We start from the raw sequence: 24358 nt of genomic DNA, 5'->3' as shown, positions 1-24358 counted from the left end.
CTTCCCAATCTTCATTCTATCGATCTCTTTCTATGAGAACAAAAAAAAACCGCCTAATAGGCGGTCTTTCCTCTTTGTCAGCTCCACACATCTTTTACATATCTATTGTCATTTGCGAGGGTTGTCAGCCAATTTTCAGCTGCTTCTCTCGAGCATTGTTTCTCGTTTTGATAGAGATCGATCAGTGTAGCCTCTACATCTGGGGCCATGACTTTTCCGTCTCCGCACACGTACAGATAAGCACCTTGATCAAGCAATTCGATCAGCATGCCGCCGTCTTCTTTCAACAAATGCTGGACATATACTTTTTGCTCATCGTAACGAGAATAAGCGCGATGGATATGGACAACTCCGTTTTGCGCTGCAAGCTGCATTTCATCATAATACAGATCATCTTCCTGAGGGTGACGGCAGCCAAAATATAGGTGGGCTTCGCCTAGCTGCTTCCCTTCCTTCTGCCACACTTCTCTTGCCTGAACAAATCCTCTAAATGGAGCGATTCCTGTACCTGGTCCAATCATAATCATCGGTATGTCTGATGAAGGGGGCAGCTGGAATCCGTCTTGCGCTTCATGCAGGAAGCAGGCTACTTCTTCCCCTTCTTTCAAACCACATAAATAGGTTGATGCGACTCCGGCATATTCTCCGCTTCCGCTCCATGCTTTACCTTTGACAACCGCCACTGTGATACTGACTTTTTCTTCATCTACCTTTGGCGAGCTAGAAATCGAGTAATAACGCGGCTTCAAACCTGGTAAAAGCGCCAAAAATTGCACAAACGGCAGCTCACACGCTTCATATTGATCTAATAAATCCAGCATGGTTACTCGTTTCTTTAAGATGGCTTCTTGATATGCTTCACCAGCCATTTGTTCAAGCTCCACGCGGTGAGGCGGACATACAGTATGTGCTGCGAGCTCTCTTAACTGTGTACGTGTTGCAGGCTCTTGAAGCTCAACATGCGAGGCAAGTAATTCTTTGATTGGAATCGGCTGATCTAATGGTAAATGACTTGCCTCTTTCTCAGATGAAAGCTTAATGTGCTGCTCAGGATCTAGTTTAAAGCGGCGGGTCACACGCTGGACGAGTGCATCACTATTTTTCGGTACAATCCCAATATGATCCCCTTCTTTGTATGCTTTTCCAGCAGGTAATTTTAATTCAATATGTCTTGTCTGCCGTGTGCTTTTTTCTGATTGTAATTCTTCATTTTTCAATACAACAGCTGAAAAGGCATCATATATTTTAGCTACAGGACGTTCCACTAGCTCATTAGTATAAGCAACTGATAGGTTTGGCTTTTCCTTACCTTTTTCTTTGAAGGTGAGCTTAAATTCTTTTGCAAGCTGTTCGAAGACATTTTTCTGGAAGATTTCTTTATCCTCATCCATATCACCGCCTGCATCGCCTTCTCCTAAATCAGCTACACGTTTGGCTCCTTTTCTTTCTAGAGCTTCATCAATCAGACGGGGGATCCGCTGGTACGTACTCGCCCAATTTCGATCTCCGCATCCAAAGACAGCAAATGTCACGTTTGATAAATCCTGCTCCTCATCCTGCGCCAGCCAATCCACAAATTGCTTCGCATTGTCAGGTGGATGTCCGTTGTATGAAGCGGTCACGATGAGGACAGCACCTGTATCTGGCAATCGGCGTGTAAAGTCATCAAGCGGTGCAGTGGTCACATCAAACCCTTTTGCTTTCCCGTCTTCAGCCAATTCGTTCGCTATTTGCTTTGCTGTGCCAAGATTTGATCCGTACAAAACTAGCAGCGGTGTACCGTGACTCGCCACTTTTGACTCACTAGAATTGGTGCTTTTCTTCGGTTCTTCCTTCGGTGGTGCCATAAAGAATTGCTGCTTCCTTGGCCGTACTTTGATTTTAAAATCGTTAGGTTTAATTGTGAGAGATTCTTTTAAATCTAGCTCATAAGATGTGTGATCAATTAACTCTAAATTGTGCAGAACCATCGCGAGAACCATCGTAGCTTCATGCAGGGCGAACTGCATACCGATACATGCACGCTGGCCATTTCCGAACGGTTTATAGGCATGCTGCGGAATTTTCTCAGGGTGCATAAACCGCTCTGGTTTAAAGTCTTCTGCATCCTCTCCCCATACCGCTTGATCACGATGTAGTTTAGGGAGCAGAACAGAGACACTTTGATTCTTTTGAATCGGATATTTCCCCCCGATTACTGTGTCCTCTTTCGCATAAAGAGAGAACGTAGGCGCAGTTGGCCAGAGGCGGAGAGCTTCATTTAACACCATACGAGTGTAGCTTAGCTTTTGCACCTGTTTAAATGCCGGAAGCCCGCCCTGCAGCACCTCATCTGCTTCCTGGACGGCTTTCTTTAATTTCTCTGGATTCTTCAGTAAGAAATAAATCGCAAATGATAGCAGCCCGCTTGTTGTTTCGTGTCCTGCAATTAAGAAGGTGATGATTTGATAACGGATATTTTCATCGGATAAACGTTCACCTGTTTCAGGGTCCTCTGCATGCAGCATAAGAGACAGTAAATCATCGCCCGTTTTATCTTGTTTTCTTCGTTCCTGAATAATGTCATCTACTAATTTCTTCATAAAATCGACATGCTGGTCAAATTCTTTTCTTCTTTTGATCATGAGTTTATCTGCAATTGGCAATCGGCTCGACTGCTCCATTGCTTCATTTAAACCTTTCAGCATGCTGTCGATGAACGGATGCTGATTTTCTTTATAAAAGCTGTTAAAGCGAAAATCAAAACCGCAAAGGCCGATTGTATCTAAAGTCAGCTTTGTCATATCCTCAGCTACTTCAATTTCTTCATCGCGGCCTGTTCTTTGCCATTTTTGCACAAGCTGTGTGGCAATATCGAGCATCATTTCATGATAGCCCTTCATGGCCTGCTGGCTGAATGCAGGCATCAAAATTTGATGAGCCTTTCTCCAGTTCGGTTCTTCTGTCCAGCTTGTAAATAGTCCATCCCCTGAAAATGCTCTAACTTTACTCAGACTAGTCCCAATGTATTTATCAAAACGGCTCTCGTCACATACTTCTTTGACAAGTTCATGGCTGGAAACAAAAATACTTGTTGCATTTGAAAATTCAAACTGAAAGATCGGTCCTAATTCATCTGCCAGCCGCCAAAAGGTTTGGGAAAGCTCTCCTTTTTTTATATGGGGAATATTTTTAAAAGGTCCGTATGTTTTTGGTTTTGGAATGATTGATGTTTGCTTCATATGCCCACTCCCTTTATCTCTTTAAGATGCAACGCTGATGGCGCGCCATAAACATTGCTCAATATCCTCTAAAAAATCAATCGTTGGCTCTATTTCTTCTGCAAGAATTTGTTTATGCAGCTGCACGAAGGCACCAAATACAATAGATAAAATGGTTCTGCCTGAGAGATTTGGATGAATTCCATCCTTTTTCCCTTCTTCAAAGATAAGGAAAAGCTCATGTAACAAATGCTGCATTTTCTCTTTGCTCGTCTCGTCTAAGTAATGAGACCGTTTATCAATCTCTAAGAAATACAGCCCGCTTGGATTCTCCTTTGTAAATAAAACCAAGCAATAAAATACATGCTTAAAGTACGCCCGGATACTTAACTTTGGATCTGGACTGTTTGTGTTCATTTTTTCGATAAATGCTGAGAGACTGCGCTGGTACAAAATATTGACGAGCGCCTCCTTGCTGTCGAAATAACGGTAAATGGTGCCCGCTCCGACGTTTGCTCTTTTTGAAATCATCGGCATTGTGGTGCCGTCAAAGCCTCGTTCAATAAATAGTTCCAGCGAAGCCTTCATGATCTGTTCTTGTTTATCAGTCACTGCTGGCATTTCATCCCCTCCTTATAAAAATATAGGAATGAACGTTCATTCCACTTTCGGTATATTATATTAATATTTTAATTCCATCTATTTATACTTAAACATACTTATTTTAATCCGTCATCACATTTTCTGAAAATAATAATAATTGAGAAATGCTACCTAGTCGTATGACACCCAAAGGACTTATAAAGATTGTCAAATGTGTGTCACACAGGTGTCATCAGCACTACACATTCATTCCTGATCGATTGGAGAATGAATATGGTCGTCATATGTATCAATATATAAGTTTCCATTACTTGAACGAACAGCATAAACAATGTCCTTTAAGGACAGCTGCCTTTTTTTAAGCTCTTCTTCTATCCATTGCTCTGTTAATTGATTTTCTTGTATGTTCTTTTGGATGAGTTTCCCGTCCATGATGACTTCAATCGGCATGTAACGCTCTGCCTCCATGAATAAATGAAGGTCTTTCCGCGTGACTTTTTCAAACGAAGGGTATTTTTTCACTGACATATGCCCATCTGTTTCAATCATCGCAAATTCAACTTCGCTAATATCAAAGATGTCTTTTTCTCTCAGCTGTTGATTTAAATAATCAAGGGTATATCTCATCCCTTTCATATTTCCTTCAAGAATTTTTCCATTTTGTATGACAAGGGTTGGTTTACCAGCCATAAACCCTCTCATCTTCCGGCTTCTTAATGCAAGCAGGGAAATCACATAAATAATCATGACAAGTGACACAAAGGAAATCGTTGTGTGCTGAAGCGGGAGCGTTGTATTAAACGCCAGATTCGCTGCAATTGAACCTAAGCTGATGGCTGCTATAAAATCAAAAATATTCATTTGCGCAATGGTTTGTTTTCCTAAAAGACGTGCTCCTCCAAATAAAATTGCAAAAGCAAACATCGTCCGAAGAATGACTTCAATATGGTCAGGCATGCAAGTGTCCACCTTTCAATTGCATCAAAAAAAGCCTTTTCCTTAGAAAAGACTCTTTGTTAGACTATGCATTTATCCCACCATTATTCAATTGGGCAGTACCGCTTTGTTCAAATTGTGACCGCAGTTCAATAATTGTGCTATTCCTCACATGATCTGCTTCTTGCTCAAGAAGCCACGTATAGAACCTAGCTTGCTCCGCTGTCTGCAACGCCTGCATATATTTTTGCGAGGAACGCTTCTCTGCAACGCGCTGCTTTATCCCGCGCATCTGCTTCCAGAATTGATAATAAGGAAGCTTGAGTTTGGTCATAAAGCCGCGAGCATCCTCAATGACATATCCTTCTTCTTTTATTGTGTCATCATGAGAGACCGCCTGATACCATTTATAAAAAGACGTCCAATCATGGAAAACAGCCACTTCCTGCTTACAGGATATTCCCAGCTGTTCACTTAATCTTTTCACTTCAGCGAATGGTGCTTTTTCATAGCTTAACTGCCGCTTCACTATATCGAGTAAAATGAGTTGATCTTGTTCATATGTGATAATATGCGGATCTTTTTCTGGCAAAATGACTTCAAACACAAGAGATACATGGTGGTCACGGACGTATGATTTGATGTAGTCAGCCTGGACATCACTGAAGGTTTTATAAAATAGCTCTTCGACCCAGGAAGCATGCTGATTTTGTTTCACATGTGATGTATACGATTTGGACGTAAACACCAATTCATCTTCCATTTCGTTATACCCAACAGTGCCTAAGTATCCATTCGCTTTATCATATACGGCGACAGGGAATTGAAGATGGTTCACTAAATGCTGCATTCTTGTCTCCGGACGCTCATCAATGTTAAAAAATTTATTATAGCTTCTAGACACAATCTGCTTTGAAACCATATTGACAAACAAACCTCTTGCCTTCACATTCACATCATCCCACTGACGTTCACTAAAAGCCTTTTTCGTAAAATTAAAAGATGAAATATGGTGTGGAAGCTTTAATTCCTGTACGTATTCATGCTGATCTAAATGAGCTAAAAAGTCATCCAGTGAAATATCTGGCTGAACAGCAGCCGATTGTTTTTTCTCAGAGGCTCTGTAGACTGGATTGTCAATTTCATGAGTCTCAATCCCGTCAGCTGTGATTTTTAACACCCGCAGCTGCCCCCCAAATTCAACCTGGCCTTCTAGGTTATAAGATCTTTCCGCTGCGTGAATAGGCAGTCTGTATAAATTGCGATGCCCGTGAATTTGGATGATATCCAGCCCAGCTGTGTTTTGAACAAATAAGTGATCAATGTCATCTGAATATTCTCCTACGCCGTGAATGAGCTGCTGTGTTGAGACATGAAGAAGCTCTTTCGGCAAATGAGCAAGTCCGCCATGGGTAACAAGAAATGTCTGATCATGGTACGTAAAATAAGTCAGCTGATGAAAGGTTCTGACAAACTTTCGTACTTCCTTCAAATCAAAGTCTGCTGCTTCAATTTCAGGCGCAGTATGCCGGTTAAACATATTGCTTCTGACTTTTTCACCATGTGCAAATCGGTATAAATGCTGATCATGATTGCCTTCAATGACGATGACATTCCGGCATTCTCTATGGGCGAGCATCCAATCTAATACTTCTTTGTTTTCTATTCCCCTATCAAGTAAATCCCCTGTAAAGATATAAAGTTCGTTTTCTTTGATGTCTCCTTGCAAATAGGTGGTAAGTGCGGTGTAACAACCGTGAATATCTCCGAAAACATGAATGGCCTCATATTGATCAAAGGATCGAGGCTGATAGGTCATCACTTGCGGATATTCCTCCGGCTGCAAAACAGTCACCCATGACGGGACCTTTTCTGTTTTTAACCGCTCGTTCATTTGATACAAAACAGATTCCCGCACCACTTTGTGAGATTCACGTGAGCGATTTTGCAAAAGAGCTGTTTCAAGGGGCACCTGCGTGAAATCGACGACATATACCCTGTAACGATACGAAGTCGCTAAAGACTTATATTGAGAAATCGATTTACTTGAAATATGTGTCGCATCAATCACAGTAAAGTCTCCGCGTTCCATACGAGCCGTGAGTAGATCGAATAATAAAGACCAAACTTTGTGGTCATGCTTGCTTGAAATGTCTAGTTTCCCATTGACTGATAGCTGCGGCGGCTGCGTTAACAGCCGGATTTGATCCGCTGATAAAGTGTAAGGCTCTAAGCCTTGTTCTTTGATCCATGTTGATTTACCTACGCCTGGGAGACCTCGCAAAAGGACTAAAGTTCTCATAATGGTTCTCCTTTAATGAGTGATATTTTACCTATTATAGATAAATTATGGATAAATCTCAATCTTTTAATGATTATGGTAATATATAGATAGAAAAGGAGGTTTTACGTATGTCTAATAGAGAGGATATGGCATTCAACATGGGAGATCTTCTATTTCAAATGTTCTCTCTTCTATTCATTGCCTTTATTGTGACAATCATTGTCATCGCGTTTCGCATGATCAGAAGAAAACGAATGGAATTGAAAAAAATCGAGGCAAGATTAAACAAAGTGATTGAAAAAAACGATTTAAAAGAGTAAAAAATCCGGAAGTTAACCGGATTTTTTTGTTTTCATCACGATTCCTTGACGCTGCTGCATCAAAAAGAAAAAGACGCCTAAAAGAACAAGCAGGCCGCCAAGCATTTGAAGCAGTGTAACTTTCTCTCCAAGCAGCCATACAGCAAGGATCGTTGCCCCAACAGGTTCACCAAGAATACTCATTGAAATGGTTGTCGCATTCACATAGGTTAAAAGCCAATTATTAATGACATGAGACATGGTGGGAATGATGGCGAGCAATAAAAAGATTCCCCACTCTTTACCCGGATAGCCTGTGAAAGGGGTTTGCTGAAGCAGGTTGAATAAAATTAAAAAAAGACCGGCAAAACCAAATACACAAAAACTATAAATCCAATGAGATATTTTTCTTACAGCCTGTTGGCCTATTAACAAATAACAAACAACAGCAATCACACTCAAAAAGGATAAAATATCTCCTAAGATGGCTTCCTTGCTATGACCAATATCTCCCCAGCCTATCATGAGGGCACCAACAATCGCTGCACACATCGTCAATAGAGCAGACATTGTTGTTCGTTCACGGAAAATGAGGAATCCGCCTAATAAGGAGACCATCGGCTGAAGGGCGATAATAATGGTAGAGCTTGCCACTGTCGTCAGTTTCAGTGAGCCAAACCACAACACAAAATGGAGCCCTAAAAAGAAGCCTGACATACATAAGAAAAACCAGTCTCTTCGCTTTATCGAGAGAAATTCTTTTTTTCTAGGTAGGATAAACGGCAGCATGAGAGCCGCCGCAAAGATCATTCGATACATACTTAAAATAGCAGCAGGTGCATTTGACCATTTCACAATAATTGCAGAAAACGAAATGGCAATAATTGAAATCACAAGCGGTAGTGCAATTGATTTCGTTTGAGCAGTTGTCTTCATTTCCATTAGCAGCTTCCTTTACATCAGCAGTAGATGAGCAGTTCATCTTGTATGTCGTCATCTTACTATGTCCATTCACCTAGTGGCAAGATGATTTTTTAAAACTGGCGCGAGCTTTCTGGATGAAAAAAAGCTTTCATGACGAAAGCCTTCATTCATCATCTATTAACAGATAAACGGCCTGAACTGGGCCATGAACCCCCACCACTAAATTCATTTCAATATCGGCAGAATTACTTGGACCTGATATGAAATGGATGGCACCTTTCGGCTTCTCCCCCTCTTCTACTGAGCGATTGAGAGCCGAAACAGCCTGAATCATCCGCGGAACAATTGAGCTTTTCTCTATACACACGATATACATCATCGGTAAAAAATGCAGCGCTCTTCCTTGACCTTGGTGGGATGAAAGGACAACTGTACCTGATTCTGCAAGGGTATAATCACTGAACACAACTGCATATTTCGCTTGTTCTGCCTGCCTTAATTTTTCTTCTCTTGATGCATCTGTATTCCAGCTGGTGATGGAAATTCCTTCTTGTTGCAAGCTGTCAAACATAGGACGGAAACCATATTGTTCAAAACGCCGATCACGCGATGTCATTACAGAGCCCTCACCATATTCTGTCATCAATAATCGTAATACAGAGGGCGCTTCCTCCGGTGTTGTTTCGACCACTCTTGTGTGAATTTGCTGACATTGCTTTTTCAATTGCTCGACTAGCTCTTCTTTAGACAAACTTCCGTTTGTTTCCCACTGGACTTGATGCCTCCATTCCGGACGCTGAATTGATGCAGATGGGGAGGAGTTTTTGCCTAATTGCTGCTGGATATGAGATAGAAACGACTCTCGGTGAGAAATGGTCCCCTTCATCACTTCTCCTCCTTTTGTCTCTTTTTAAACCAATCCCTGAATCTTTCTTTACTTGGAACTGGCAGGTCACGAATATCTGTCCAATTCTTTAAAGGGCCTATCCCTTTTGAAATTTGTCCGTTTGAAGCCATACGATTCAAGAGCGCAGGGGCTGCTTTTGTTCCAAATTGATACATTCCGGGAGACGATGCCCCCATACCAAACATTTTCATCGCCATCATTTCAGCTTTAGGCGCTCTGCCCTCTTTTTCTACGATCACCTGTCTATGTTTAATCAATAACTCGTGAAGCGGAATCTTCACTGGACAAGCATCCGTGCAGGCTGCGCACAGACTTGATGCAAAGGGGAGCTCTTTATAGTCATCATAGCCGCCAAGAAGCGGCGAAAGAACAGCTCCGATTGGCCCCGGATAAATCGAACCGTACGAATGTCCGCCAACATGCCGGTAAACCGGGCATACATTGATGCAGGCTGCGCACCGGATACATTGGAGAACAGGCTGAAAGGGCGTTCCTAATATATTTGACCGCCCATTGTCCACAATGACCAAGTGAAATTCTTCTGGTCCATCTACTTCTCCTTCTCCTTTTGGTCCCACGACAGAAATATAACTAGTTAATTTTTGACCGACTGCGCTCCTGCACAAAAGACCCACAAGGACATCCAGCTCCTCCATTGTTGGAACAAGCCGCTCCATTCCCATAACGGCAATATGCGTCTTCGGTATAGCCGTGACAAGATCTGCATTCCCTTCATTTGTCACAAGGCAGATGGACCCTGTGTTGGCCACTGCAAAATTACAGCCGGTCACACCAATATCAGCTTCGAGGAATTTTTCACGCAAGATGGCTCTCACAAAACTCGTCATTTCTTCAGGTGTGTCTGACATCTCATACCCAAGCCTTTCATGAAATACTTCCCGTATTTGTTCTTTCGTCATATGAAGGGCGGGTGCCACAATATGTGAAGGCGGTTCATGGTCATCCACTTGCAGAATATATTCACCAAGATCGCTTTCGACTACCTCGCAGCCGATCTCTTCAAGCGCTTGATTCATCTCGATTTCTTCTGTGACCATTGATTTTGATTTGACGACCTTTTTGGCTGCTTTTTTCTGTGCCACGTCTTGAATATATGCTGATGCCTCTTCCTTTGTTTTCGCAAAAAAGACATGGCCTCCGCGTGCACTTACACTTTCACTTAATTGGTATAAGTAATCATCAAGATGCGTCAGCGTATGCTGCCTGATTTCCTCGCCAAGCTCACGCCACTTTTCCCAATTGCCAAGCTCCTCGCTTGCAGTCAGCCTTCTTTTATACAGGCGTTCCTGTGCTGAGGAGACAGCACCTCTCATGACAGCGTCTTCTAAGCCATCCCCGATCCGTTCTTTAAAGGCCTTTTCTCCAATTTTCATACTCATGTGCCGTTCCCCCTCTTAAAGTCCGCGGCTGTTTAATACTTCTGCGATGTGCATGACCTGAATAGGTTTATCAAGACGGTTCAGCCTCCCGCCAATGTTCAGCAGACACCCGCAGTCAGCACCAATGATATATTCGGCGCCTGTCTCCTCTATGCTTTGTACTTTTTCATCAACCATCTGCTCAGAAATAGGGGTCATTTTCACTGAAAAGGTTCCTCCAAATCCGCAGCAATTTTCTGCGCGGGGCAATGGTTTCATCGTCAAATCTTTGACATTTGACAATAGGGTAAAAGGTGCCTCCTTAATGCGCAGCAGTCTCGTCATATGACAAGAGGTGTGATAGGTTGCGTTTCCTTTCAGGCTCGCGCCTACATCTGTCACGTGTAATATATCAACAATAAACTCTGTTAATTCATATGTTTTTGCGGCAAGTGCCTCAGCCTTGGCCGACCACACTCGGTCTTCTTTCAAAAGATGAGGATATTCTAAAAACATCGCCTTGCACGAACCTGATGGTGTCACAACATATTCAGCTGATTCAAAGGCTTTGATCATGTTTTTCGCTGCTTTGATTGTCTCTTTTGTATAGCCGCTGTTAAAGGCTGGCTGCCCGCAGCACACTTGTGTTTCTGGAAATTCCACTTCAACACCGAGTCTTTCCAATACTTCCACTGTCGCCTTTCCTACATTTGGCTGCATCGTGTCAATTAAACAAGTAACGAATAAATGGACTTTCATCGGCGAACTTCCCTTCTATTGCTGCATTTTGATTCATCATTCTGGTCATCTGATGACTAAATAACAGACCCTAATTTCATTTTAATCCCAAATTTCTGAAATTTCAACGAAGTGATTTGTCTAAAATTTGTCCTTATGATTCGTGTGACTAAATGAAAAAACGCCCTTTTCATAGGGCGTTTTTGTTGTTTATTCTGAAATCAATTCACGGATTCTCTCTTCAATAGGTGTTAACGGCCGGCCTAGTAATGTTTCGAAATCTTGGCTTTCGATGGCTAAAGCACCATCGCGTATGCCGCTTTGAATGGTTTTGACAAATGGCACTGCTTCTTTTGGTACACCATTTGAAGCTAAAAAGTCTCCAAATGTGTCTACATCTATTTTTTCTACTTTGATTTCTTTTCCACTTACCTTACTAACAATTTGTGCAAGTTCACTATGCGTCCGAAGAGGTCCTGACAGTTCATATATCTCCTGATCATGTACGGCAAGTGTTAACGCATTTGCTGCCGCTTCTGCGTAGTCATTTCTTGTTGCCCAGCCAACCTTTCCTTCGCCAATAGGGCTTAAAAATGGTGCGCCGCTGACTGACGCCAGAATCGTATCTTTTTCGTTTTCAACATACCAGTTGTTTCTTAAAAATACATGAGGAATGCCAGAGGCCACAATGGCTTCTTCTGTTTTAGCATGGTCATTTGCAAGGATAAGCTGACTCTCTCTTGCATTGACAACACTTGTATAAGCAATAAATGCCACATTTGCTGCTTTTGCCGCTTCGATTGCCGCTTTATGCTGCTGCACACGGTCTCCATCCGCTGTTGAAATGATCAACAGACGATCAATGCCCTTAAATGCTGATGTCAGGGTGTCTGGCTGAGTAAAATCTCCACGGCGTACATCCACCCCAGCATCCTTCAAATGTGCTGCTTTTTGCGGATTTCGAACACTGACTGCAATTTGTTCAGCCGGTACTTTTGTGAGCAAATGCTTGACGACGAGCGTCCCAAGTTGTCCTGTTGCACCTGTTACTAATAATTTCATTTGTTTGACCTCCTCATTTTTCGTTCAACGGTGATGTGCATACGTTATAATCAAAATGGTTACAACAAAGGTGTAAAAAAAGCTCCAAAGTACGAGCTTTTTTATTCCGCCTCTGTTAATAATTGCTGAATTGTCACTTGCTTTAGGTGATTCTCAAGTGCAGCTTGTGCTTCTTTTAGTTCATGCCGCAGTCTCGTATCCATCGCTTGACCAATCGGGCATGCGATGACGGGCTGATGAAAGTTAAATAATTCTTCATCCTCGCTTACATCCACAGCACGGTACACATCTAAGAGCGTGATGTCCTCAGCCGGTCTTTTTAAATAAGCACCGCCTACTCCGCGGCGAATTTCAATGAGACCCGCCCGTTTGAGCATTGCCATCATTTTTCGAACAATGGCTGGATTTGAATTCACGCTCTCTGCAATAAAATCACCTGTACACTCTTTTGGAACACCTGCAATAAATGACACAATATGAACAGCAATCGGATACCTGCTGCTAATTTGTTTCACGATCTTTCACCACCGTTGTAACCACTATAGTTACAATGAGTGATCTTGTCAATCAATAAACGGATTTTTCTTTCGATCCCAATCTTCAAATGTCATCATCTCATGCTGTTCTGATGCATCGATTTCTAGTGGTGCGATACATTCAAGCAGATTCCCATCGGGATCAAGAAAATAAATGGCGGCATGAAATTGTGGCGGATTATCGAGAACTAAAGGCTGCTGCTCATCCGAAAAGCCAAACATAGGATGAATGTCGATCCCTTTTTCTATTAGCCATTCTTTGATCTGTCCAATACTAGATGTTTTAATTTGGAAGGCAACATGTCGAGTCGCTGGATGATATGGAATAGTGGACATATCAGCCTTCCATATGCCAAGCCAGCTTTTTCCTTTCTCAATCCATAAAAAAGCAACTCGTTCATTTTCATGAGCAAGTGTCAATTCCAATTTTTCATAAAACGCAATCGATGCCTTCAAATCACTCACAGGTAAATGTGCTTCATACAAACCTTTCATCATCATCAAAATCACTCCTTTTCTACCTTCTATTCTGCGGGAATTGATGAGATTCTGCCTCAGCAAAACGATGTATTTTATCCCCAACATTGGATTGAGAGAACTTGAATGTTTGATCCATTACAGATGGGGGAAGGTGTTCAAATAAAAGAAAGGAGCGTTTCTTATGCCTTGGACGATGAACGATTATCCAGCTTCATTTCAATCATTAGACAACGTCATTCGAAAAAAAGCGCTTGAGATTGCCAATAAAATGATTCAGGAAGGCTATGAGGAAAATAGAGCCATTCCAATTGCAATCAGTCAAGCGAAAGAGTGGAAAAAGAACGCAACGGAGAAAGAGGTAGAAAATTTCTCCTCTCATGGTTCTGTCAAACCTTCTGAGAACAGCAGCTCCGCAAGACCAGAGCTCATGGATCAGGCGCAGCATGTTGTGAAACACGAGGAAGGCTGGGCGGTTCAAACAGAGAAAGCGAAACGAGCAAGTGAGGTCAAAGAAACAAAACAAGAAGCAATTGACCGGGCCAAGGAGATTTCAGCTAATAAAGGAACATCCGTTGTCATTCATCGAAAAGATGGGACGATCCAGGATGTGTTAAAGCCGCAATAAGACCGCTCGTCAGCGGTCTTAGCGTGTAGACAAACCCTCGCATTCTTTGTCAGGTCTGCGCTCCGGTGCTCACGAATGTCAAATTCGTTCCACTCCGGTACTCGTCCTTCCTAGACTGCAAAGGTTTTCTATCACGCTGAATGAAAACAAAAGGCTAAAATAAAGATCATTTTAGCCTTTTGTCAACAATTTAAGACCGCTTGTCAGCGGTCTTTTTTTAAGCATTCTTTTCTTTTTTCGCTGGAGTTTTTCTTTTCTTAGGTGCTGCTTTTTTCGCTTTGGCTGGTTTTGATCGGTCGATCGAAGCCTGTAGTGCGGCCATTAAATCTGTCACATTGGCTGCAGGATCTTTTTTGCCTGTCGTTTCTGGCTGAACGGTATGTTCTCCAGATATTTTATCGCCAATTAAATTCATCAGCTGTTCTCTGTATTCATCTTGATATGCCGCTGGATCGAACGTTGTGGTCAGCTGCTCGATTAAAAGGAGCGCTGTATCTAACTCTTTCTTTACAATGTTCTCCTCTTGGGGGATATTCGGCACATCTGATACTTGTCTAATTTCGTCAGGGAAATGAATGGTTTCCATCAGCAAAATATGTTCATAGCACCTAACGATCGCTAATTGCTCCTTTGAGCGAATCATAATTTTTGCGACACCAATTTTCCCCGATTCCTCTAAAGCTTTTCTTAATAATGAATAAGCCTTCGCTCCGCCGGTATCCGGTGATAAGAAGTAACTTCTTTCGTAATAGATTGGATCAATCTCCTCAATCTTTACAAAATCAATGATTTCAACTGCTTTTTCTTCATTTTCTTTTCGCAGTTTTTCCAGCTCTTCATCGTCCAATTCAATAAATTTATTTTTCGCATATTCATACGCCTTCACGATTTGTTCCGGCGCTACTTCTTCACCGCAATTGGCACATACTTTCTTGTAGTTAATGGGCGTATGACACTCTTTATGCAGCTGTCTTAATTTAATGTCTTTGTTCTCTGTAGCGGTAAACAGCTTGACTGGAATATTGACCAATCCGAAACTAATGCCGCCTTTCCATACTGTATGCATCGCGTTTCCTCCGTTCTTTTCTCCTTACTATGTAATGTTTTCATCAGACTTATGTATGTGATTGAAAATTTCATCCCACTCTAAGAACACACGATATAAGGAAGTGACATGCACAATGAAACCTATGCGATTAACACCTGCACATGATATACCTGCCGGTGCAGACTGGGTGTATGAATTAAAATATGATGGATTTCGGGCTATTCTTGTATGGGAAGAAGACGAGATTCGTTTAGAAAGCAGGACCGGAAAACGGCTAAATAAGCAATTTCCTGAAGTGATGGAGCAGTGCGAGCAATTAAGAGACCAATTTGCTCCCTTTTTACCGCTGACACTTGACGGAGAATTGGTCTTTTTACTGAGTGAACAGCAAAGCGAGTTTGCGAAGGTTCAGCAAAGAGGCAGGCTGAAAAACAAAGAAGCCATCCAACGACAGGCTGAACAATTTCCGTGTCATTTCATTGCATTCGATCTATTAAGCTGCAAAGGGAAACCTCTCGTTGATTCACCGTTGATGGAAAGAAAAAATCAGCTTCAGCAATTATTCCAAAAAGCAAAGCTCCCCTCCTCAGTTCAGCTTGAGCACCCTTCCCTTTTGCAGGTCATTCTTACAGACCCAGACTCTGAATACATGAAAAACGTGATGACGACGTATTTAGCAGAAGGACTAGTAGCGAAAAAAAAGATGAGTAAGTGGCATGACAATACTCGTTCAAAAGAATGGCTGAAAATGAAAAACTGGCGGTATGTTTCTGTCATTGTCACCCGTTTTGACAAAGAAAATGGCTATTTTCAAGGTTCCATTTATCAAGATTCGGCTCTCATCGAGGTTGTCCAATTCAAGCATGGTTTTTCTAAAGAAGAAGAACAAACGCTGCGTACGCTATTTCAGACAAAAGGCCAGTTAACAGGAGGATCATTATACGAAATCCCTCCTTCTATCGTTGCCAGCATTGCTTGTATATCCTTTGATGGATCGGCGTTAAGAGAGCCGCGTTTTTCTTCCTTTTTACTAGATGCTGATCCAGCAGCATGTACATTTCAGCAAATGCTCAAACAGCTGTATCCACTCCCTGCTGCTATAGACGTCACCCACCCTGAGAAACCGATTGTCCCGGCTCTTCAACTAAACAAGGCAGATTACTTACTTTATTTAAGACAAGCGGCTCCCTACCTTTTGCCCTTTTTACGTGAAAGGCGTCTTACTTTAATTCGGTATCCGCATGGCACTGGAGACGAATTCTTTTATCAAAAGTCGACACCTGATTATGCGCCGGATTTTGTTTTAACAGATGAAGTTGATGATATTTCTTATACGGTCTGTAATGATCCTCGTACGCTTCTTTGGCTTGGCAATCAGCTGGCGATGGAATTTCATATCCCTTTTGAGACAAGAGATACGGATCGGCCGACAGAAATCGTCTTTGATCTAGACCCGCCATCTGTAAATGAGTTTCATCTAGCCATAGAAGCGGCTAAACGAATCAAAGCGCTTTTAGACGGGCTTTTTCTCACAGCCTTTATTAAAACAAGCGGAGGTAAAGGGCTTCAAGTCTATATTCCTTTAAAGAAAAACGCCTTCACATACGAAGAAACAAGACAATTCACTGCGTTCATATGCCAATTTTTATGTGAGCAAGCACCGGATCTTTTTACTCTGGAACGCCTTAAGAAAAAACGCGGCAATCGCTTGTATTTAGACTACATTCAGCACGATGCTGGGAAAACAATCATCGCTCCATATTCTCCAAGAGGAAATGAGCTTGGACTTGTTGCGACACCGCTTGAATGGGACGAACTCTATCATGATGAGCTTCATCCTTCTCTTTTTACGATGCCGGCTGTTATAGAGCGTTTAAAGGAAAAGGGCGATCCGTTCCGCCGCATGAGGCACCTTGTGAATGATGATGCTTTTAGACAAGTCTTACATCAGCTTGCACACATGTGACAATCTCATCAGATGGACATTTGCGGTCATGAAGCGTTACACTTATTCATTAGAGAGGAAGAAAGGGATGACTATTTTGACCGCACATTCATTTCGAAATACAGCTTTGATTTTCTTATGTCTTTCCGCAGGAATTGTGGATGTGATTGGCTATTTAAGCCTAGGGCATGTGTTTACAGCCAATATGACAGGTAATATTGTGCTGCTTGGCATTGCAGCAGGAAGCTCCTTGCAGCTAACAGCCCTTCATTCCATCATTGCTCTAAGTGGATTCGTTTTAGGGGTTTTACTTGCAGTGGTGATAGGCGGAAATCACGAGAAAACGTTTTGGCCAAAAGCCGTAACCCGCATTTTTATCATCGAATTGATGATTTTGCTTCTATTTGCTCTCATGACCATTTTCCCTTATACACAAGGTGCTTACTTTATGCTGATCATTCTTTTAAGTATGGCTATGGGCATGCAAACGGCGGCCGCACGTAAATTGAATGTTGCTGGCATTTCCACAACCGTTCTCACAAGTACACTTGCTAACCTATTTGAAGATGCAGCCCAGCGCATATCATACCGGGAAAAAAGAAAGGCCCCTATCCAGCTTGTAAGCTTGATGCGAATAGGCTCTATTGTCTTCTACTGCCTAGGTGCAGCTATTGCCGCATACACAGATTGTTACGATCCGTTTATCATCATATGGCTGCCGATCATCATTCTAGGCATCATTGTGATAACTGCTGGATTGAAGCACTTTCACCAATTGAAATAGCCTCTCTTTAGATGGCTATTTCAATTATTGTGATCTTACACTAATAACTCCTGACATAAAAACCAGGAGGGCGTCCCATGATGAACGTTGAACCATATGGATATCCAGAAAATGTCCCGAATCCTCCGTACCCAGGAAAACCGCCTAAGCCAGAGAATACACCAGGACTCAAATAAGACCCGCCAAAGCCGATATGGGAACCAACCGGCCCAATATGTGCCCCGCCTCCGCTAAAACCGCCTCCATGAAAACCACCATAAACCCGTGGATACATACAATCACCTGCCTTCGAATCAGACCTTATCTCATCATATGCATGACAAATGGGGCGGTGCTCCTGCTTTTTCTTTCCTTCTATGTACATTAGACCAATTTGATAAAATTTGAATGAAAAGTCCTGCAAAAAATTAAATTAAGCAAAGAAAAGTGACCTTTTTAACTTGTTGCTCTGCCCTATGTTTATTTAGAATAATGGAGCAGGTAATAAATTTGCACACCCCCTTTGTTGCGAATTCTTCTTATTAAACGTTCTTGGAGCGTTTAATAAGAAGAGCCTATTAAAACACAAAAAACCCTTGCTGACGATATCAACAAGGGCGAGAGATAAATGGTATTAACCACCAATGATTTTTTCTGCAACTTCGAAAGAACCTGCAACGTTTTGCGTCAGAACAGTCGCAGCGACCGCTAAACCTACAACGAATAATACTTTTAATCCTGTTTTCATCTTAAATCAACCCCATTCTTTTCATATGTAAATCCGCTTCTAAACTTTTGTTCAAGTAAAAAACAGACTGCTCATAAAGTGATTGCTTTTCACAATATTTTGCTGCAAATTGTGATAGCTCTTTTACTTCATGATATTCATTCTTCTCTTCTAACTTTCTTAATTTCTCATCAATTTGCTGAAATCTTTGTGGCGCATGCGTTAAGTAAAGATCATGTACGATGCCTATTTTTAGCTGAAACACTTCATGAGAAGCATCTTTTATTCTGGCATATGCAGCCTCTATATATTGGCTTGCACGCTGCTTTTCACCAATCACACAGAGTTCCCGGCTGATCAGATACGTAGAATGGAAAAAGAAATCTGAATCATAATACTCTTGATGGGACAGTGCTTTTTCAAGATGACGTATCGATTCCTTCGGTTTATTCCAAAATGAATATAAAATGGCCACATTGTGATGAAGCTGAGCCAGCATAAAATCATCCTGCTCATTTGTCAAAACTTCTTCCGCCAGACGATAATTCTCAAGCGCCTCTTCATACCGGCCGATCTCCGTTAGATTCGCTGCTATAAGAGAGTATGAAAGGGCCGTTCTTCTTTCATACTGCTTGTGCCGCTTATAGACGTGCAGCGCTCTGCGGATATAGCTTAATGAGAGCATGATATGACTGAGCCGGTAATAAAGCCATGCCACTTTAAAATCGAAATCAGCACGTTCTATCTCACTTGGAATTTTATCTAAGAGCTTTTCAGCACTTTGATACATTTGCAATGCAACCTCATAATTACCTTGATGCTGCTCATACACACCCTCATAAAAATCAAAATAATAGGCAAGACGATTAGACAGGTCATCTTCTTTTTTTCCATAATGACCCTCTATGCTTTTCGTTGAAACATTGCCTTTTTGACCTCTTAAATTGTACATAAGAATGTGATGCCTCTTCTCAAGAAGAGAATAGTATATGAGGATATCCGCATCGTCAATTTCCTCTACCGCTTTTTTCGCTTTGGCAAATAACCGTTCTGCCTCATCTGCATGATCTTTTTTGATTTCCATGTTCCAGTCATTTAATAGTGATGCCAATTCCGCAACAGGAACTTTGCTCATTCTACACCCCCAATCACCTTCAGCTGCAACACATATTTCACTAAATATGGAACTTCTATTAGCAATTGCTAATTAGTCCATTTGACATCATTTTAATATGAATCACTTGAATCTTCAATAACCGTTTCCATTGAAAGTGCGTTTCTTTCTCCTAGTCAATGATATTTGCGAAAAAATTCCGCCTTTTTTTAAAATAAACATCTCGAGATGAAATGAAAAAAGCCCAATGTCGAGGCTTTCTAATCTTATGATGGTTCATAGCAGCTTTTCATTTATCCAATTTCTTTATATAATATGATCAATCACTTACACGCCTCAGTAGCTCTAGAAGGGAAGAGCGCCGTAAAACAAATTGTAGCTGGCGGGTCGCAAGGCAAGGGTTTCAGAAGCACCGAAAAGCACATGAGCTGAGACAGGTGAAATTCCTGTCGGTGAAATTCCGTAGGGAAGCGTGTTGCCCCTAGCCTATGCTTACGAAAGGAGTGCGGGTTCGAATCCCGTCTGAGGCTTATGAGGTAGATGGATTGGGAGGATAAAATATCATGCATGTGTTTGAAGAATATATCAGCAAAATCGGTAACCCAGAGCTGAAGCAGCGAACTCAAGACATCTTACAATGGGTAGAAGACACATTCCCTCAATTAGAGCCAAGAATTGCTTGGAATCAGCCCATGTTCACAGATCACGGCACATTTATTATTGGGTTTAGCGTGGCAAAACATCACATTTCTGTCGCACCAGAAGCTAAAGGAATTAATCAATTTTCAGCTGACATTGTACAAGCTGGGTACGATCATGGGAAAAATCTGTTTCGCATGAAAGAGAGCTTGCCAGTTGATTATCCTCTCCTAAAAAAAATCATCGAATTTAATATTGAAGACAAAGCGGATTGTTCAACGTTTTGGCGAAAATAAACAGTACCCCGATCTCAGCGTTAACAGATCGGGGTATTTTGCTGCAACAATGTTATTTTGTTCTCTTCCCTACCAATTTTTGTTCAAGCCATTCATAGCATGACAAAAGGGCATCAACGCTCTTTTGGCATAGCGGCACATATACAACGGCGGCGGCTGTTAAACACGCTATAGCAGCTCCTGCCAAGACATCAAATGGATAATGAACACCTACCCAAATCCTTGAAAAACCAACAGCACACGCAATGATCAGCCAATACATATGGCGTTTGTGAAACAGCCAAAAGATCACGCAAATCGAAAAAATAAAGATGGTATGATCACTTGGAAACGAGTTATTCACTTCCTTTTGAATCAAAAGATTGACGTGGCTCATTTCTGCAAAGGGCTGCTGATTGAAATAAAGGAGCCCTGCGATTTTCCCAAGTAACTCTGCCAATATGAAGGTCACTCCGGCAGATACGACCATCGCCCTATTGTACCTGCTGCGATTTTGAAACCATACGAACAGACACATGAGCGCTGCCAGCAGCACTGTATATTCAGCTAGTCCAATAAATATCGGATTCAAGTAACCATGATCGATACTGAACTGATTCACCCGCCTAAATAAATCTTCATTAAGTCCCTGCATCTCATTTCATCCCTTTTTACTTGATTTATGATAAAGATAATTGAAATGAGATGTCTGCCTCCATCGATCGAACGAACAAACTATGGAATCATATGACATGTTTGTCACTTTGCTGTCACCTGAACATCGTGTACTAACTAAAAAATCATCAAAAGCTATTAAATCACAGGAACAAAACTGTTATAATAGAACATAGGTTTGCATTTTATCAAAAAGGGGTTACATCATATGATCAAAACGGTGGATGGCAACATTTTAGAGGCAAGCGAAGACATCATCTGTCACCAGGTGAACTGTAAAGGAGTCATGGGCGCTGGATTAGCAAAACAGATCAAAAGCAAATATCCGAATGTGTACAAAGATTATAAACAGTTATGTACAGAACAAGGAGATGACTTGTTAAGCTCCGTTCAACTCATCACAACAAAAGACGGAAAAACAATTGCCAACTTATTTGCCCAAGCTGGATACGGAAGAACAAGAAAGCAAACAGACTACGATGCCTTACGCAGCTGCTTTCAACACCTAAAGGATACAGTGACACAATCACCTGAAGAGAAAAACCAAACGTCCATCGCCATTCCATACGGGATCGGCTGCGGATTGGCAGGCGGCGATTGGACGGTTGTGGAAGAGATGATTGAAGAGGTACTGGGTGATTGTGAGGTGACGATTTATCGGTTTAAATAATGGAAATGAGGCTTTTATGAAACATATATGACAAATACCCTCCTTAATCGGAGGGTATTGTGCGTTAGTTATCGTCTTTATTTTTTATAAAATTTAGCACGGCTTCTTTATCTTCCTCATCATCGGGTAAAAATCCAAACGTTTCATATTCCCAAACTGCTATTCTCTGTATATTGTCAATACCTAAAGAAAATACATCATCGTAACCAAAATCTGTTGACATTTTTCCTGAATAAGTCAATTTCATTTTTACAGTTGTCCATTTATCTGATTGTTCTTTAGTATACTCTTCCCTCAACTGTCTTAGCTTTCTTTGTAAGTTAATCAACAGGCTATCATATATGTCTTCACTAACCTGATATTGATCTGGGATATTGTGTGAATAAAAATATTCCTCTTTATTAGGAACCGTAAAATAAAAGAGAGCAGATGCAGAGTCATCTAACATTTCTGCATACATCCAAATTGTATCCCACTCCACTGGAATCATTTCATTTAAATTTCTGGCTATTTCTCTATATAAGCTTTCCATCTCTTTTGTTTCCATTTGTTCATCCTCCTGGTCTGTTATATATTGTGTCTGTATAAACTCTTCCGTCTATCTTGTATTTGACTAGGAATTCAGATGGTCTTAACGAATCGGATTCATAAAATGCTTTTATTGAAACAGTCACAGTTTTAGGTGGATCGGTTTTCAAAGCTTTCAACCACCGTTGCTCCATCTCATACCATTTCCCGCCACTTCTATTAATCTGTGAACTCATCGGAACAAGGTTATCAATATCCCCAGACCCTTTAAAAATAGAGGCAATCAAGTGACCTCCGTCATCTTTTGATAATCGATCCGGCTTTCCTGAATTGGATTGGGCATATTGGTTTCTTTTGACCTCTCCGTATTTTAAATCACTTGCTTCGACTTTGACAATACGTCCGTAGTGATCGGTTGTGTAGGTGTAGCCTTGCTTTGTTGAATAAACGACATTCGGTTTTAATACTTTCTTACGTTTCCATCTCACATAGTGTTCTCCGTAACTAACAACGGTTGGTGGTGATTTTGGTGCTGGTAAGCGTCTGCCTGTCTTAGAGATGCCGTATCCTGAATTGTTGTCTAGACGCTTCGCCATGGAGAGGAGTTTATTTTTGAGATTTTCTCCGTCAAACACGTTATACGGCAGCTTCGGGCCGCCAGCCATTTGAAACTTTGGTGAGTATGGCAATAGATTCGGAATAGAAACTCTGTCTAATGATTTTGCTCCTTGCTCAAGGCCTTTCTTCACCGTCGTTTTGGCTGCTGTTGCCCCCGTTTTTGTAATGGCACCTGCCCCTTTAGAACCAAAGACGATTTCTGCTAGAGAACCAGTCGCATAGGCGAACCAGTGTGATCGAGAATATGCATCACCATCGATGACTTCTTTTTGGAATGAGTCTGAAATCGACTTACCAATCGCTTTCGACGTTTCAATTGGATGAGAAACAGCCGTTACGACCGATTCAACGGCACCACCAGGATCTGTCACAAGATCGTAGATGCCAACTACTGTATCTTTGGCCACATCATATAGACCAACTGCTGCACCTTTTACAACATCAACGAACCCCTCTGATGCTTCTTCCTGCGCTTTGATCTGGAGAAGCTGGCTGTAATACATTTTTTGATCGTAAGAAAGATTTTCATATCCAATTTCGTCTACAATCTCAAAGTATTTTTCCTCTGATATACACGAAGGATCGTTGAGTTTTTCTTTCAATTCTTTGATTCTTCGTTTCTCTTTTTCTTCTTTTTTCACCTTTAAATATGCTTTCACCTGTGCATCGATTTTATCATGATTCTTGTACACATTTGTCTCATGAAATGCTTTTGCATCGTAATACATGGGCTGCGCATTTTTCCCTTTTCCTGTAGCAGCCATCATTTTTGCATAAAAGGTTGCAAGATGTTTCTCAATCGCTTCTGATTTTTCGTACTCTGTTTTTAGGGCATGATCTAATTTATGTACAGCATCAATTGCCTCTTTTCTTTTTTCGTTTGCATCGTCTAAATGTTCATTGACCTCTTTACTTGAAAATACATTCAGTTCTATGAGATCACTGATGTCATCAAAAATAGTGGATAGGGCTTCTTTTTGTTCCTTGACCATATCTTTATTATTCTGAATCCCTTGTTTCAGTTGAGCGCCTAAGAAATGCTCATCAATAAATGTACTCCCGCCTAACGATTCATCATCAAGCTTTCCTTTTACCCCATCTAAAAAAGCTTTTTGCATATCAATAAAATCAAGATAAGTGTCTGTGTAAAGCGCAAGATCCTCATAAAAGGCTTTAATATTGTCTGCACCTTTTCCAGTAAATTCATCACCTAATCCCGACACACTTTTTAATGCTTTTTTCACATGCTGCATTTCGTCTCGAAGCTCCTGATAGGCTTTTGACCTTTGTTCGACAGCTGATAGTAAAGATGGAGCATCTAATATTTTCATATAAAAAAGACTCCTTTTATGGCGTATTCTTTTACTAGAATACCATAAGGAG

The 24358-nt window shown here is 41.4% G+C and carries 23 protein-coding genes; 6 read left to right on the top strand and 17 right to left on the bottom strand.

Annotation, left to right across the window (positions count from 1 at the left end; translation table 11 throughout):
- Positions 1 to 77: 77 nt before the first annotated feature.
- The 4 genes from NSU13_RS08770 to NSU13_RS08755 all read right to left on the bottom strand — a co-directional run bounded on the left by NSU13_RS08770 (position 78) and on the right by NSU13_RS08755 (position 7041).
- Complete coding sequence (locus NSU13_RS08770; RefSeq protein WP_120206958.1) at positions 78 to 3221, bottom strand: bifunctional cytochrome P450/NADPH--P450 reductase; 3144 nt, start codon at positions 3219 to 3221, stop codon at positions 78 to 80.
- Between the two features lie 21 nt (positions 3222 to 3242).
- Positions 3243 to 3821 carry a TetR/AcrR family transcriptional regulator gene (locus NSU13_RS08765; RefSeq protein ID WP_034283407.1) on the bottom strand — a complete coding sequence of 193 codons (579 nt, stop codon included), beginning with the start codon at positions 3819 to 3821 and terminating at the stop codon, positions 3243 to 3245.
- A 228-nt stretch (positions 3822 to 4049) separates the two neighbouring features.
- Positions 4050 to 4760: a DUF421 domain-containing protein gene (locus NSU13_RS08760; protein WP_061109909.1), complete on the bottom strand. Its 711-nt coding sequence runs from the start codon at positions 4758 to 4760 to the stop codon at positions 4050 to 4052.
- Between the two features lie 64 nt (positions 4761 to 4824).
- Positions 4825 to 7041: an RNA ligase gene (locus NSU13_RS08755; protein ID WP_120206960.1), complete on the bottom strand. Its 2217-nt coding sequence runs from the start codon at positions 7039 to 7041 to the stop codon at positions 4825 to 4827.
- A 110-nt stretch (positions 7042 to 7151) separates the two neighbouring features.
- On the opposite strand from NSU13_RS08755, the gene NSU13_RS08750 reads away from it, so the two are divergent.
- Positions 7152 to 7343, top strand: coding sequence for a hypothetical protein (locus NSU13_RS08750; RefSeq protein ID WP_034283400.1), 192 nt, complete (start codon positions 7152 to 7154; stop codon positions 7341 to 7343).
- A 12-nt stretch (positions 7344 to 7355) separates the two neighbouring features.
- Here the strand turns inward: NSU13_RS08750 and NSU13_RS08745 are convergent, their stop codons facing one another.
- The 7 genes from NSU13_RS08745 to NSU13_RS08715 form a co-directional block, all read right to left on the bottom strand.
- Positions 7356 to 8264 (bottom strand): DMT family transporter, encoded by a 909-nt coding sequence (locus tag NSU13_RS08745; protein ID WP_034283398.1) that lies wholly within the window; start codon positions 8262 to 8264, stop codon positions 7356 to 7358.
- 145 nt (positions 8265 to 8409) lie between these two features.
- A complete protein-coding gene (locus NSU13_RS08740) occupies positions 8410 to 9132 on the bottom strand; it encodes a lactate utilization protein C (protein WP_101677149.1) in 723 nt (240 codons plus the stop codon).
- Positions 9132 to 10553 carry a LutB/LldF family L-lactate oxidation iron-sulfur protein gene (locus NSU13_RS08735; RefSeq protein ID WP_342489999.1) on the bottom strand — a complete coding sequence of 474 codons (1422 nt, stop codon included), beginning with the start codon at positions 10551 to 10553 and terminating at the stop codon, positions 9132 to 9134. Before NSU13_RS08735 ends, NSU13_RS08740 begins: the two co-directional genes overlap by 1 nt.
- Before the next feature lie 15 nt (positions 10554 to 10568).
- On the bottom strand, positions 10569 to 11291 hold the full coding sequence (locus NSU13_RS08730) for a (Fe-S)-binding protein (RefSeq protein ID WP_323650248.1): 723 nt from the start codon (positions 11289 to 11291) through the stop codon (positions 10569 to 10571).
- Positions 11292 to 11480: 189 nt separating this feature from the next.
- Positions 11481 to 12332 carry an SDR family oxidoreductase gene (locus NSU13_RS08725; protein WP_342489998.1) on the bottom strand — a complete coding sequence of 284 codons (852 nt, stop codon included), beginning with the start codon at positions 12330 to 12332 and terminating at the stop codon, positions 11481 to 11483.
- Between the two features lie 101 nt (positions 12333 to 12433).
- Positions 12434 to 12847 (bottom strand): Rrf2 family transcriptional regulator, encoded by a 414-nt coding sequence (locus NSU13_RS08720; protein WP_034283385.1) that lies wholly within the window; start codon positions 12845 to 12847, stop codon positions 12434 to 12436.
- A 48-nt stretch (positions 12848 to 12895) separates the two neighbouring features.
- Entirely contained in the window at positions 12896 to 13369 is a 474-nt protein-coding gene (locus NSU13_RS08715; protein ID WP_342489997.1) for a VOC family protein, read from the bottom strand.
- A 160-nt stretch (positions 13370 to 13529) separates the two neighbouring features.
- On the opposite strand from NSU13_RS08715, the gene NSU13_RS08710 reads away from it, so the two are divergent.
- The gene (locus NSU13_RS08710; RefSeq protein ID WP_041117496.1) at positions 13530 to 13973 is read left to right on the top strand and encodes a DUF2188 domain-containing protein; all 444 of its coding nucleotides are present in this window, start codon (positions 13530 to 13532) and stop codon (positions 13971 to 13973) included.
- A 217-nt stretch (positions 13974 to 14190) separates the two neighbouring features.
- On the opposite strand, the gene NSU13_RS08705 is transcribed toward NSU13_RS08710, so the two are convergent.
- Entirely contained in the window at positions 14191 to 15039 is an 849-nt protein-coding gene (locus tag NSU13_RS08705) for a Ku protein (protein ID WP_024425113.1), read from the bottom strand.
- A gap of 115 nt (positions 15040 to 15154) precedes the next feature.
- Between NSU13_RS08705 and NSU13_RS08700 the strand changes: the two genes are divergently transcribed.
- Positions 15155 to 16987, top strand: a complete 1833-nt coding sequence (locus tag NSU13_RS08700; RefSeq protein WP_342489996.1) for a DNA ligase D — start codon at positions 15155 to 15157, stop codon at positions 16985 to 16987.
- Between the two features lie 67 nt (positions 16988 to 17054).
- Positions 17055 to 17750, top strand: a complete 696-nt coding sequence (locus NSU13_RS08695) for a YoaK family protein (protein ID WP_342489995.1) — start codon at positions 17055 to 17057, stop codon at positions 17748 to 17750.
- A 40-nt stretch (positions 17751 to 17790) separates the two neighbouring features.
- Here NSU13_RS08695 and NSU13_RS08690 read toward each other — a convergent pair whose 3' ends face one another.
- Both NSU13_RS08690 and NSU13_RS08685 read right to left on the bottom strand, forming a co-directional pair.
- A complete protein-coding gene (locus tag NSU13_RS08690) occupies positions 17791 to 18024 on the bottom strand; it encodes a hypothetical protein (protein ID WP_044335602.1) in 234 nt (77 codons plus the stop codon).
- Positions 18025 to 18478: 454 nt separating this feature from the next.
- Positions 18479 to 19591, bottom strand: coding sequence for a tetratricopeptide repeat protein (locus tag NSU13_RS08685; protein WP_024425110.1), 1113 nt, complete (start codon positions 19589 to 19591; stop codon positions 18479 to 18481).
- 542 nt (positions 19592 to 20133) lie between these two features.
- Here NSU13_RS08685 and NSU13_RS08680 point away from each other — a divergent pair.
- On the top strand, positions 20134 to 20505 hold the full coding sequence (locus NSU13_RS08680) for an iron chaperone (protein WP_046311177.1): 372 nt from the start codon (positions 20134 to 20136) through the stop codon (positions 20503 to 20505).
- A 52-nt stretch (positions 20506 to 20557) separates the two neighbouring features.
- Here the strand turns inward: NSU13_RS08680 and NSU13_RS08675 are convergent, their stop codons facing one another.
- Positions 20558 to 21139 (bottom strand): undecaprenyl-diphosphatase, encoded by a 582-nt coding sequence (locus NSU13_RS08675; protein WP_046311175.1) that lies wholly within the window; start codon positions 21137 to 21139, stop codon positions 20558 to 20560.
- A 228-nt stretch (positions 21140 to 21367) separates the two neighbouring features.
- Here NSU13_RS08675 and NSU13_RS08670 point away from each other — a divergent pair, with 228 nt between their 5' ends.
- Positions 21368 to 21829 carry a macro domain-containing protein gene (locus tag NSU13_RS08670; RefSeq protein ID WP_342489994.1) on the top strand — a complete coding sequence of 154 codons (462 nt, stop codon included), beginning with the start codon at positions 21368 to 21370 and terminating at the stop codon, positions 21827 to 21829.
- A gap of 64 nt (positions 21830 to 21893) precedes the next feature.
- On the opposite strand, the gene NSU13_RS08665 is transcribed toward NSU13_RS08670, so the two are convergent.
- Positions 21894 to 22376: an immunity protein YezG family protein gene (locus NSU13_RS08665; RefSeq protein ID WP_041117480.1), complete on the bottom strand. Its 483-nt coding sequence runs from the start codon at positions 22374 to 22376 to the stop codon at positions 21894 to 21896.
- A 4-nt stretch (positions 22377 to 22380) separates the two neighbouring features.
- The gene (locus NSU13_RS08660; RefSeq protein ID WP_065214385.1) at positions 22381 to 24306 is read right to left on the bottom strand and encodes a T7SS effector LXG polymorphic toxin; all 1926 of its coding nucleotides are present in this window, start codon (positions 24304 to 24306) and stop codon (positions 22381 to 22383) included.
- Positions 24307 to 24358: the final 52 nt, after the last annotated feature.

Source organism: Bacillus sp. FSL M8-0049, from assembly GCF_038593355.1.
In the GTDB taxonomy this organism is placed as follows: domain Bacteria; phylum Bacillota; class Bacilli; order Bacillales; family Bacillaceae; genus Bacillus; species Bacillus safensis.
The sequence above is the reverse complement of the archived record's forward strand: the minus strand, read 5'-3'. Positions and strand labels throughout refer to the sequence as shown.

Coding starts and splice junctions, on each gene's coding strand:
- NSU13_RS08665 (WP_041117480.1), bottom strand. CDS start 22,376: ATGGAAACAAAAGAGATGGAAAGCTTATATAGAGAAATAGCCAGAAAT.
- NSU13_RS08670 (WP_342489994.1), top strand. CDS start 21,368: ATGATCAAAACGGTGGATGGCAACATTTTAGAGGCAAGCGAAGACATC.
- NSU13_RS08675 (WP_046311175.1), bottom strand. CDS start 21,139: ATGCAGGGACTTAATGAAGATTTATTTAGGCGGGTGAATCAGTTCAGT.
- NSU13_RS08745 (WP_034283398.1), bottom strand. CDS start 8,264: ATGGAAATGAAGACAACTGCTCAAACGAAATCAATTGCACTACCGCTT.
- NSU13_RS08685 (WP_024425110.1), bottom strand. CDS start 19,591: ATGAGCAAAGTTCCTGTTGCGGAATTGGCATCACTATTAAATGACTGG.
- NSU13_RS08735 (WP_342489999.1), bottom strand. CDS start 10,553: ATGAGTATGAAAATTGGAGAAAAGGCCTTTAAAGAACGGATCGGGGAT.
- NSU13_RS08715 (WP_342489997.1), bottom strand. CDS start 13,369: ATGATGATGAAAGGTTTGTATGAAGCACATTTACCTGTGAGTGATTTG.
- NSU13_RS08770 (WP_120206958.1), bottom strand. CDS start 3,221: ATGAAGCAAACATCAATCATTCCAAAACCAAAAACATACGGACCTTTT.
- NSU13_RS08660 (WP_065214385.1), bottom strand. CDS start 24,306: ATGAAAATATTAGATGCTCCATCTTTACTATCAGCTGTCGAACAAAGG.
- NSU13_RS08710 (WP_041117496.1), top strand. CDS start 13,530: ATGCCTTGGACGATGAACGATTATCCAGCTTCATTTCAATCATTAGAC.
- NSU13_RS08730 (WP_323650248.1), bottom strand. CDS start 11,291: ATGAAAGTCCATTTATTCGTTACTTGTTTAATTGACACGATGCAGCCA.
- NSU13_RS08680 (WP_046311177.1), top strand. CDS start 20,134: ATGCATGTGTTTGAAGAATATATCAGCAAAATCGGTAACCCAGAGCTG.
- NSU13_RS08700 (WP_342489996.1), top strand. CDS start 15,155: ATGAAACCTATGCGATTAACACCTGCACATGATATACCTGCCGGTGCA.
- NSU13_RS08690 (WP_044335602.1), bottom strand. CDS start 18,024: ATGTATCCACGGGTTTATGGTGGTTTTCATGGAGGCGGTTTTAGCGGA.
- NSU13_RS08765 (WP_034283407.1), bottom strand. CDS start 3,821: ATGCCAGCAGTGACTGATAAACAAGAACAGATCATGAAGGCTTCGCTG.
- NSU13_RS08750 (WP_034283400.1), top strand. CDS start 7,152: ATGTCTAATAGAGAGGATATGGCATTCAACATGGGAGATCTTCTATTT.
- NSU13_RS08755 (WP_120206960.1), bottom strand. CDS start 7,041: ATGAGAACTTTAGTCCTTTTGCGAGGTCTCCCAGGCGTAGGTAAATCA.
- NSU13_RS08695 (WP_342489995.1), top strand. CDS start 17,055: ATGACTATTTTGACCGCACATTCATTTCGAAATACAGCTTTGATTTTC.
- NSU13_RS08725 (WP_342489998.1), bottom strand. CDS start 12,332: ATGAAATTATTAGTAACAGGTGCAACAGGACAACTTGGGACGCTCGTC.
- NSU13_RS08740 (WP_101677149.1), bottom strand. CDS start 9,132: ATGAAGGGGACCATTTCTCACCGAGAGTCGTTTCTATCTCATATCCAG.
- NSU13_RS08760 (WP_061109909.1), bottom strand. CDS start 4,760: ATGCCTGACCATATTGAAGTCATTCTTCGGACGATGTTTGCTTTTGCA.
- NSU13_RS08705 (WP_024425113.1), bottom strand. CDS start 15,039: ATGCATACAGTATGGAAAGGCGGCATTAGTTTCGGATTGGTCAATATT.